Annotated in this window: 8 protein-coding genes and 1 pseudogene; 1 reads left to right on the top strand and 8 read right to left on the bottom strand. The window is 67.2% G+C overall.

Annotated elements, in window-relative coordinates; genetic code table 11:
• From BRAS3809_RS36005 to BRAS3809_RS20700, 7 genes and pseudogenes are all read right to left on the bottom strand, one after another.
• Nucleotides 1-133: pseudogene (locus BRAS3809_RS36005) on the bottom strand (fumarylacetoacetate hydrolase family protein); the annotation flags it as partial.
• Nucleotides 133-708, bottom strand: a complete 576-nt coding sequence (locus BRAS3809_RS20675) for a cupin domain-containing protein (protein WP_008963981.1) — start codon at nucleotides 706-708, stop codon at nucleotides 133-135. The pseudogene BRAS3809_RS36005 and the gene BRAS3809_RS20675, both read right to left, overlap by 1 nt.
• A gap of 16 nt (nucleotides 709-724) precedes the next feature.
• Nucleotides 725-1,888, bottom strand: coding sequence for an MFS transporter (locus BRAS3809_RS20680; protein ID WP_008963982.1), 1,164 nt, complete (start codon nucleotides 1,886-1,888; stop codon nucleotides 725-727).
• 28 nt (nucleotides 1,889-1,916) lie between these two features.
• Entirely contained in the window at nucleotides 1,917-3,047 is a 1,131-nt protein-coding gene (locus BRAS3809_RS20685) for an FAD-dependent oxidoreductase (RefSeq protein WP_008963983.1), read from the bottom strand.
• 39 nt (nucleotides 3,048-3,086) lie between these two features.
• Entirely contained in the window at nucleotides 3,087-3,452 is a 366-nt protein-coding gene (locus BRAS3809_RS20690; protein ID WP_008963984.1) for a Rieske (2Fe-2S) protein, read from the bottom strand.
• Nucleotides 3,436-4,389 (bottom strand): VOC family protein, encoded by a 954-nt coding sequence (locus tag BRAS3809_RS20695; protein WP_008963985.1) that lies wholly within the window; start codon nucleotides 4,387-4,389, stop codon nucleotides 3,436-3,438. The genes BRAS3809_RS20690 and BRAS3809_RS20695 overlap by 17 nt, the downstream gene beginning before the upstream one ends.
• A 22-nt stretch (nucleotides 4,390-4,411) precedes the next feature.
• Nucleotides 4,412-5,569: an alpha/beta hydrolase family protein gene (locus BRAS3809_RS20700; protein ID WP_008963986.1), complete on the bottom strand. Its 1,158-nt coding sequence runs from the start codon at nucleotides 5,567-5,569 to the stop codon at nucleotides 4,412-4,414.
• 145 nt (nucleotides 5,570-5,714) lie between these two features.
• Here BRAS3809_RS20700 and BRAS3809_RS20705 point away from each other — a divergent pair, with 145 nt between their 5' ends.
• On the top strand, nucleotides 5,715-6,623 hold the full coding sequence (locus BRAS3809_RS20705; RefSeq protein WP_008963987.1) for a LysR family transcriptional regulator: 909 nt from the start codon (nucleotides 5,715-5,717) through the stop codon (nucleotides 6,621-6,623).
• 86 nt (nucleotides 6,624-6,709) lie between these two features.
• On the opposite strand, the gene BRAS3809_RS20710 is transcribed toward BRAS3809_RS20705, so the two are convergent.
• Nucleotides 6,710-7,693, bottom strand: a complete 984-nt coding sequence (locus BRAS3809_RS20710; RefSeq protein WP_008963988.1) for a SphA family protein — start codon at nucleotides 7,691-7,693, stop codon at nucleotides 6,710-6,712.
• Nucleotides 7,694-8,073: the final 380 nt, after the last annotated feature.

Below are 8,073 nucleotides of genomic sequence, written 5' to 3' on the forward strand. Positions count from 1 at the left end.
TGTCCTGCCAGCGCCGCAGCGCGGTCGCGAGATCCGGCGCGATCGCGGCCGCCTCGACGGCGCGCGCGTGGTCCCTGGAGACGATGACGAGGCGGCCGTCGAGGCTGCCGTCCTGATAGGTCGCGAGCTGCATCAGTCGGCCTTGCCCGGATTGGCCTCGGGACCGAACTTGCCGTCGACCAGGATGAACAGCATCCGGCACGGCTTGTCGCTGCGATTGGCCCACGCATGATTGGTGCCGCGCTGGATCACGACGTCGCCGGCCTTCAGATCCGCCGTGCCCTTGTCGAGCACCAGGGTGATCTCGCCCGAGATGACGATGCCGTAGTCGATCGTCTCGGTGCGATGCATCAGCGGATGCGGCGACTGCTTGGTCACCGTCGAGGCATGGGGATCGCCGATCTGGCTGAACGCGGCCTGCATCCGCGCGGCGCCGTTACGCAGGAAGTCCTCGGTGTCCGGCGGAATGTCGACGAAGCGGATGCGGCTGCCATGTGGGGGCGGCGGCAGCCGCAGCGGCCCGATGGTCGGATCGGCGCCATTGTCGATCGGCGCAGGCGTCGCCTGCGTGCTCCACACCTCGTGGAAGAAGGTGCCGGGGATCGCGGCGAGCTCGGTCACGGTCGGCAGCGCGCCGTCGGACGAAATCACGGCGGCGCCATCGGCGTCGTGTCCGGTGACGACGCGGCGGATCTGCGGAAGGGTCATGCGACAGGTCTCCTGGTCAGGCGATTTCGAGAGAGGTGGCGGACGCAGCCCCGCGCGCGGCGAACACGCGCGAGAACATGACGACGGCCATCGACGAGATGACGACGGCGCCGAGTCCGAGCGCGGGATAGCCGAACAGCTGCACCAAGGTGCCGCCGAGGATCGGGCCGATCGCGGCGCCGATCATCAGCATCGCCGGCGTGCCGGCGAGCGCGCGCGCCGTCGGATCGAGCCGCGACAACAGGCCGAAGGCGAACGTGTGGGTGAAGATCATCACCGCCGCGAACACCGCGGTCGGGACGGCATAGGGAAGCAAGCCCGAGCCGAAGGTGATGGTCACCGCGATCAGCGCCTGGAAGACCGGCCCGGCCAGCAGCACGTGGCGCGCGGGCAGCCGCGTCTCCAGAAGGGCCGCCAGCGGCGCCGGCAGCAGATTGACGAAGCCGAGCGCGATCAGCACGCCGGTGACCGCCTCCGCGCCAAAGCCGCGGTCGATGCCGATGCGCTCGATGAAGCTGAACAGCATCGCCTGGGTCAGCGCCATCAGGCTGATGCCGGCGATGCCGAACCATACCGCGCGCGGCAGATGGCTGACCTCGGCGATCAGATCCTCGTCGCTGCGCACCACGCCCTTGGGAAACGACACCGCCGACGCCAGCGCCGCGACCGCCATGACGCCGGCGAACACCACGAACAGTGCCGGCCCGCCGAAGCTCGCCACGAGATTGGGCGTCGCGCCGAGAAACAGGATGGCGAACACCCCGAGCGCCATGCCGACGATCGCGAACAGCCGGTGCGGATTGGCGCTGCGCGCGATGGTGCCATGGGTGAAGCTCAGCCCGCACGCCGCCGTCGCCCCCGCCAGCGCATGCAGCAGCGCGAGCAGCGCAAAGTCCGAGGTGCGGCTCGCGACGGCGAACACCAGCGCGGCCGCGGCGTATCCGGCAAACGCCGCCAGGCGCGCATTCATGCGGTTGAAGCGCGGCGCGAAGACCAGGCTGCTGAGCACGGCGCCGAGCAGGAACAGGGTCGCGAGCAGGCCGGCCTGCTGCGGACTGAATTTGTAGCGCGCGATCAGCGTGCCCACCCAGACCGGCAGCGCCACGAGGTCCACCATCCCCGCGCAATGCGCGACCATCAGGGCGATGCGCCCGCGCCAGGTTTCCGTCGTCGCCGTCATCGTTTCCTCCCGTTGTTTTTTCTGTTTGTCAGATCGGCTGCGTCAGGCCGATGATCGACTCGCGCATGATCCGGGCGTGCTCGGCCTTGTCGCCGTTCTCCATCTCGATGCGGCAGAGCTGCGCGGAGTTCTCGATCACCATGCGGCAGCGCTCCCAGCGTCGCGCATGAAAGCGGTCGAACGCCTCCTGCAACGTCGATGCGCGCGCGAGCTCCTCGGCCAGCACGATGCCGCTCTCGATGCCGATGCCGGCACCGGAGGCGAGATGCGGCGTGGTCGCCGCCACGGTGTCGCCGATCAGGATGACGCGGCCGCGATTCCACGGCGCCGGCACCAGGAGGTTCGCCAGCGGCCGATAGTCGATCGCCGCGTCAGCCGCGAACAGATGCGGCCGCAGTGCCGTCAGCACGGGATCGCTGAACGGCGCGAGCATGTCCGCCACGAGCTGCGGCCATGCCGGGCGCTCGGCCTCGAGCCTCTCAGGCCGCGCCTCGGTGATGAACATGTACATGTGGCTCGGCGATACCGGATTGACGCCGGCCTTGACCGCTCCGCCGAGCCACATCCGCGGCCGCACGATCTCGTCCGGCCGCGGCAGCACCGCGCGCCACACCACCTGCCCGATATATCGCGGCGGCTTGATCTCGGGACACAGCAGCGCCCGTGTCTTCGAATGCACGCCGTCGGCGGCGACGACGAGATCATAGCGGCCCGTCGTGCCATCGGTGAAAGCGACGTCGACCGCGTCGTCGTGCTGCGTGATGTCAGTGTAGCTGCAGCCGACACGCACGCTGACGCCGGCTTCGCGCACAGCATCCGCGAGGATGCGGCCGAGCTCGGGGCGCATGATGCCGCCGCCGCCCGCGACATCTGATCCGAGAGGCTTCGGCGTCGGGATCTCGCCGATGCGATGCCCCGATGGCGTGAACAGCTCGACGCCATCCGACGTCGAGCCGCGGCGCGCGAACTCGGCGAGCACGCCGATCTGGTCGAGCGCGCGCAATGTCGGCCCGCTGATCGAGATGCCGGCGCCTTCCGGGCGCCAGTCCGGATCGCGCTCGACGAGGTCGACCGCGATACCCGCCTTGCGCATCTGAATCGCGGCGGCCATGCCGGAAAACCCGCCGCCGATCGTCAGCACCCTGCTCACCACTGCCATGGTGCCCTCCTCCCTCGTCAATCCGCCCTTGCAGGCGTGTTATGATTTCACGAACAGCTCGCCGTCGGCATCGACGACGAGCGCGATGGGACTCAACCGCTCGCCGCGGCACGGTCCCTGCACACAGAGCCCGCTGTCGGGCATGAACTCGGCGCCATGGGCATGGCAGACGATGCGCGTGCCCGCGGCGTTGAGATACGCATCCCGCCGCCAGGCCATCGGCGCACCCTGGACATGCGGACAGGCATTGCGCCAGGCATGCAGCTGTCCCTGCCATCGGACGACGAACAGGCGGTCCTGCCCCTCGTCGCCGGGATCGAAGCCGCGCGACTGCGCCTCGCCGATCTCGTCAGAGCGGCACAGACGAACCCAGCCCGGCGGCGCGCCATCACGCGTAGTCGCCATTCTCGGGAATTCCGGGCCCGGGATACCACTTCTTGCGCATCTTCAGCAGGAAGGTCTGCGAGTTGTCGGCGGAGGCCGTCGCCTCGCGCGGCCGCCAGCTCGCATCGTGCTGATCCATGTCGGCGTCCATCTCGATGTGGCAGCCGAACGGGCTGTTGAAATACCAGAACCAGTTCGAGCCGAGGATGTGACGGCCCGGGCCCCAGAACGCCTGGTAGCCCTTCTCGACGAAGCGATAGCCGTTGGTGATCATCTCCGACGGGCCGCCGAAATGGAACGTGAAGTGCTCGACGCCATGCATGTGCGGCGGCGCGCCGATCAGGAAATGGGTGTGATGGTCGAGCGAGCCGCCGGGCTGCAGGAACGGCCCCGTGCCGGTGAAGCGGTCGGTACAGCGGAAGCCGAGGCGGTTGACGTAGAAGGCCTCCGCCTTCACCACGTCGGGCACGAAATACACCACGTGCGAGAGCGAGCGCGGCCGGATCACGCTGCCCGGCGGCGGCACGCCGAGACTGTTGACCGGCCTGAACACCACGCCTCCCGGCGCATTCGAGATCTCGCCGGCGAGCACGAAGGGCCGCCGCGCCGTCAGTTGAAAGCCGAGCACGAAACCGGCGTCGTCGATCGACTCGATCGAGCCGTCCGGCAGCCGCCGGACCTCGCGGTCGCGACGCAGCTCGGCGGCGATCGCGCCCAACGTGGCCTCGTCGGCGACGCCCATCACCGTCTTGCGCAGGCGGCAACCCGGCACGGGCCCAGGCGGCAGCGCCGGGTCGTCCTGCCGTGCGATCACCACGGCCGTCCCGTCCATCGCCTCGAAGCGGCCGCCGCGATCCGACAATTCGACAGGCGTCAGCCCGTAGTCGACCAGGAAGCGCGCCGCGCCGCCGATGTCGTCGACACCGAATACCAGACTCTCCAGACCGACAATCTTCATGTCTCTCCTCCCCGCCTGCCGCTCAGGCGACACGTCCGTTCAACGTCTCGGCAACCCAGTCCGCGATGTAGTGGCCGGCGTTGATGCTGTTGTCGAAGCTCGCATGCTGCGCGCCGCCCTCGCGGTCGGTGAACACCTTCAGCTCGCGCTTGGGCGAGTTGACGAGCTGCTCATAGGTCCGCTCCGCCCAGTGCAGCGGGATCTGCGAGTCCTTGGCGCCATGCGTCACCAGGAACGGCACCCGGATGCGATCGAGGATGCCGTCGAGATGCACCTGCTCGGCGATCCGCATGAAATCGTCCTGATCCCGCGCGCCCCAGACCCAGCGCACATGCGCCCAGTAATGCGGGACCGGAAAATTGCCTTCCTTCTGCAGCCGCTTCTTCTGCACGTCGCGCCAGTCATGATTGGCGCCCCAGGCCACGCCGCAGGCAAAGCGCGGCTCGAACGCCACCGCGCGCGGGCAGTAGTAGCCGCCGAGCGAGACGCCCTCGAGGCCGATACGCCTGGGATCGACGTCGCTGCGCGTCTCCAGCCAGTCGACGACGCGCGAAGCCCAGTGCTCGCTGTCGTAACGCGCGGTGAGCCCCTGCAGGCGCAGCGCCTCGCCCGAGCCGGGCTGATCGATGACCAGCGACGACACCCCGCGTCTGGCGAGCCAGGCCGGCAGGCCGACGCGGTATTTCATCTCCTTGGTCGAGTCCAAGCCGTTGACCTGCACCAGCAGCGGCGCCGGCCCGTCCACCCCTTCCGCGCGCGTCAACAGGCCGGCGATGTGGCTGCCCTCATAGGGGATCTCGACGCGCTCGCAGTTCTCCCTGGCCAGCGCGATACCCTTGGTGAAGACGTCGAGGCATTTGCGGTACAGCGCCAGCCGGCCCGGCGCGTCGTGCGCCTGGAGCCGCTCGCCGGTGATCAGATAGCTCGCCGCGCGGCCATATTTCTCGCCGGCCGAGAGCAGCCGGCCCTTCGCCTCGTCCTCGGCGGCGAGCTCACAGAGCTTGTCGGCCATCCGCGCCCAGGTCTCGCGAAACGCCCGGGTGCCGGCGGCGTCCGGCTGCCGCGCCGCCTCCTGGAGGGGCGCGCACATCTCCTCGATCTCGCCGATCCGCGCTCCCATCTCGATCGCCAGATCGACCGAGAGATTCCAGACGTAGTTGGTCGGAAAATACTTGAACATGCCTGCACTCGCGACGCGCGGACCAGCCGCGCGTCCCCTCGACGTTTCTTCCCGGAGTCTGACTTAGCTCCGTTTGACCATTTCGAAAAATTGATTATCAAGATCGATGACATTGATCCTCTGAATACCTCCCGCGGGCTTGGCGATGCGCTTCAACAACAAGTTCGATCTCAACCTGCTGGTCGCGCTCGACCATCTGCTGCACCTGCGCAGCGTCAGCGGCGCGGCCGCGCGCATGAACATGACGCAGTCGGCGATGAGCAACGCCCTGCTCCGCCTGCGGACCTATTTCGATGACGAGCTACTGGTGAAGATCGGCCGCAGGATGGAGCTCACGCCGCGGGCGGAGGCGCTGAAGGATTCGATCAGGGACCTGCTGGTGCGGGTCGACTGGGCGATCGCCTCGTCCGCCGAGTTCGATCCGGCGCAATCCGACCGCTGCTTCAAGATTCTGGTGTCGGACTACACGCTGGTGACGCTGATCCCGCGGCTGCTGGCGCGCAGCGAGGCCATCGCCCCCGGAATCCGTTTCGACTTCCTGCAGCAGGTGCAGCGGCCGGAGCGCGCGCTCGAGCGCGGCGACGTCGACCTGCTGATCATCCCGGAGGAGTTCAGCTCCAAGCTGCATCCCTCGGAGGTCATCTTCGAGGACGATTTCTGCGTCATCGCCTGGAGCAAGGGAAAATTCGGCAGGGGCAAGCTGTCACGGCAGGACTTTGCCAAGGCCTCCCACGTCGTGATGCGGCCGGCGATCGCCGCGCAATCGCTCGAAACCTATTATCTCGAGCAGCGCGACACCAGCCGCCGCGAGGACGTGTCGGTCTATGCGTTCACCGCGATCCCGCATCTCATCACCGGGACGAACCGGATCGCCACCGTCCACCGCAAGCTCGCAATCGCCGCCCAGCGCAGCCTGCCGATCCGCATCATCGAGCTGCCGGTCGCGTTGCCGGTGCTGCGCCAGCGCGTGCAGTGGCACCGCTATCGCTCCAATGATGCCGGCCTGCTGTGGCTGCGCAACCTGATGCGCGAGGTCGTGGCCGAGCTGCCGTGATCGCCGGCGTGACATCGGCTGAACAAAAGCGGCCGGCGCAGGACGCCGGCCGCTTTCGAATGGCGGAAGATCGAACGAAAGGCCGGTCAGCGCCTGGGCGAGCCCGCGCCCGGCGGCGGCGCAGGCACAAAGATCGGGAACGCGAGGTTCGCCCACACCGTATCGCCGCGGCTGCCATTCTCCACGTGGAATGTGTGCTGATAGTTCACATTGAGCTGGAAGGCGCCGCCATCATAGGTCAGCGAAGGGCCGAAATTGAGCGACTTCAGCCGGTTGCCGTCCTGGACGCCGGCCAGGTTGAACGCCTTGACGCCGTTGATCTTGTCGTCCTGATATTGATGCGTGTAGCCGCCGACCACGCCGAGCTTCCACGCGCCGATGTTGTAGCCGGCATTGAAGTCGACCACGAGCGCGTCGCCGCTGCGATACTGCTGGGTCAGCTGCGTGAACGCATTGACCGACTCCGTGTTGGTGCCGTTCAGCAGCAGACGCGGCGAGACGGCGAACTCGAAGCCTTTCGGATCGGCATAGCGATAGGCGACGACCGGCGAGATCGTCGTGTAGTTGGTGCCGACGTTGAGCGGCTGCCGCGCCGAATAGGTGCCGGTGTTCGGCATGAGGTCGAGCCCCACCGTCACGCTCTGAGCGGGCGACAAGGCCCAGCGCAGGATGACGGGCGAGAAGGTGATGTTCGCAAGCCCGTTGGCCTGGAACGATCCGGCAGGATTGGAGCTTTCGAGGTGAACGAAGGGGATGACGAGCTGCGAGTAGACGTGCGCCCCGAAGAATTCGCCGGGATAACTGGCCAGGAATCGCATGGTCTCCGACACCGACGACAACTTGAAATTGATCGGCAGCTTGTTGCCCTGCCCGTCATACAGCCCGTTGGCGCTGGTGTAGCTGGTCTGGCTGATCGCAAACAGGCCGGGGATCGGCGGCATGGTGCCGATGAAAACGCCGGGTGATCCCGCCGGATAGTTGGTCGTTCCGTTCTCTGCAGCCCGCGCTCCCTGGAGCATACCGGCCAGCACCAATGCCATCAGAGCGGACTGCTTCAGTCCTCGTCCCATATTCCCCCCTCTCGGCGGCGCGCTTTCTCTTGAAACGAGCTTGCCCATCGACCGGCTGGGGCGGCGCGCCGGCGCCCGACCGATCCGGCGATTGATGCGCGAATTCGGAACATTCGTAAAATTGATCGTTTTGATTTGATGTATTGACCAGCCTGATAGGAGCCGGGCGCCATCGATCGCCGGCCCCGTCGCAAGTGATTTGCCCGGCGGGTCGACGAGAGCGGCTGCCTGCCCGCAGCCGGCGGCCGCGAACTAACAAAGCGCGCTGCGCCGGACCGGCGGTTTTCGCTGGCGTCTCATGGACATCACCCTTGTCCGGTCCTCTCAGAGAAAAAATGGGCTTTCGTTTTTTCTAAAAACTAGGGGCCTACTGCGGTCGT

Source organism: Bradyrhizobium sp. STM 3809, from assembly GCF_000239795.1.
GTDB lineage: Bacteria > Pseudomonadota > Alphaproteobacteria > Rhizobiales > Xanthobacteraceae > Bradyrhizobium.

Excerpts from the sequence above, each read along its gene's own strand:
- BRAS3809_RS20700 (WP_008963986.1), bottom strand. The coding sequence starts at position 5,569 with ATGTTCAAGTATTTTCCGACCAACTACGTCTGGAATCTCTCGGTCGAT.
- BRAS3809_RS20675 (WP_008963981.1), bottom strand. The coding sequence starts at position 708 with ATGACCCTTCCGCAGATCCGCCGCGTCGTCACCGGACACGACGCCGAT.
- BRAS3809_RS20690 (WP_008963984.1), bottom strand. The coding sequence starts at position 3,452 with ATGGCGACTACGCGTGATGGCGCGCCGCCGGGCTGGGTTCGTCTGTGC.
- BRAS3809_RS20680 (WP_008963982.1), bottom strand. The coding sequence starts at position 1,888 with ATGACGGCGACGACGGAAACCTGGCGCGGGCGCATCGCCCTGATGGTC.
- BRAS3809_RS20685 (WP_008963983.1), bottom strand. The coding sequence starts at position 3,047 with ATGGCAGTGGTGAGCAGGGTGCTGACGATCGGCGGCGGGTTTTCCGGC.
- BRAS3809_RS20705 (WP_008963987.1), top strand. The coding sequence starts at position 5,715 with ATGCGCTTCAACAACAAGTTCGATCTCAACCTGCTGGTCGCGCTCGAC.
- BRAS3809_RS20710 (WP_008963988.1), bottom strand. The coding sequence starts at position 7,693 with ATGGGACGAGGACTGAAGCAGTCCGCTCTGATGGCATTGGTGCTGGCC.
- BRAS3809_RS20695 (WP_008963985.1), bottom strand. The coding sequence starts at position 4,389 with ATGAAGATTGTCGGTCTGGAGAGTCTGGTATTCGGTGTCGACGACATC.